Raw genomic sequence first — 1,059 nt, forward strand, 5'->3', positions numbered from 1 at the left:
CATCTCCGGCGCCATCCAGCACCGGGCCGGCATGCAGACCTCGAAGACCATCGTGGCCGTCAACAAGGACCCCGAGGCCCCGATCTTCGAGCTGGCGGACTACGGCGTGGTCGGCGACCTCTTCGAGGTGCTGCCGCAGCTCACCACCGAGGTGAAGTCCCGCAAGGGCTGATCCGGCCGAGCGGAACGCCGGAGGGCGTGGCACCGAGTACCCCGGGGTACTCGGTGCCACGCCCTCGCTGCTGCTGCCGACACGCCGTACGACACGCCGCACGGCACGGCACCGGGCCCGGCCCCCGGCCTGCCGCCCGGCAGGGTGCACCGGGCGGCCGCCCCGCGCCCTACTCCGCGAACGCCGCCAGGTGCTGGGTGAAACCGCCCTGGACGGGCGGCAGCGGGCGCGGGTCCAGGGACGGGACGCGCTCCGGCTCCTCCTGCGGAAGCACCGTCAGGGCCGGGTGCTCGGCGCCCGCCGGCGCGGTCAGCCGCACCCGGGTGCCCACCGGCACGGTCGAGCGCAGGCCGTTGACGATGCACCAGACGTCGAACCCCTCGGCCATCCGGATCAGCGACTTCTGCCGGGCCAGCGGCGTCCGGGCCTGCTCGACGGCGCAGCGCCGCACCACCCCGGTGCCCTCGCTGCGCTCCAGTCGCAGGTCGGTGGACCCGCAGGTCGGGCAGAGCAGCCGCTGGAAGGTCGGGTTGCTGCACCAGGCGCAACGCTGGAACACCAGCGGGGCGCTGTCGATGTCGATGTCGGCGTCGATGGCTGAGTGGACCACGTTGTCATCTCCCTGCGCTCGGACGGGCTTTCCGGTTCTGCGACTACCGCCGCAAAAAGGATAGGGAACTCAGTGCCGCTCTGGGAAGGCACTGAGTTCCCTTTCTGTCCCGTACGTGCATAATGAAGGGTACTGAGTACCGTCGTGACCGTCGTGAAACAGGAGTGGCCGCTCATGAGCCAGGACTTCGATCTCTTCCGGATCTCCGAGGAGCACGGGATGCTCCGTGAGGCGGTGCGTTCGCTGGCCGAGGCGAAGATCGCTCCGTTCGCGGCGG

General features: G+C 70.6%; 1 protein-coding gene and 1 pseudogene. One reads left to right on the plus strand and one right to left on the minus strand.

Translation table 11 applies throughout. The features are described 5' to 3' along the window. Positions 1 to 172 (plus strand): annotated as a pseudogene (locus AC067J_RS44085) (electron transfer flavoprotein subunit alpha/FixB family protein); the annotation flags it as partial. 169 nt (positions 173 to 341) lie between these two features. Here the strand turns inward: AC067J_RS44085 and AC067J_RS44090 are convergent. Then, the gene (locus AC067J_RS44090; protein WP_478308524.1) at positions 342 to 782 is read right to left on the minus strand and encodes a PhlB family protein; all 441 of its coding nucleotides are present in this window, start codon (positions 780 to 782) and stop codon (positions 342 to 344) included. Positions 783 to 1,059 lie beyond the last annotated feature (277 nt).

The sequence above is a fragment of the Kitasatospora sp. NPDC042419 genome (assembly GCF_056437345.1).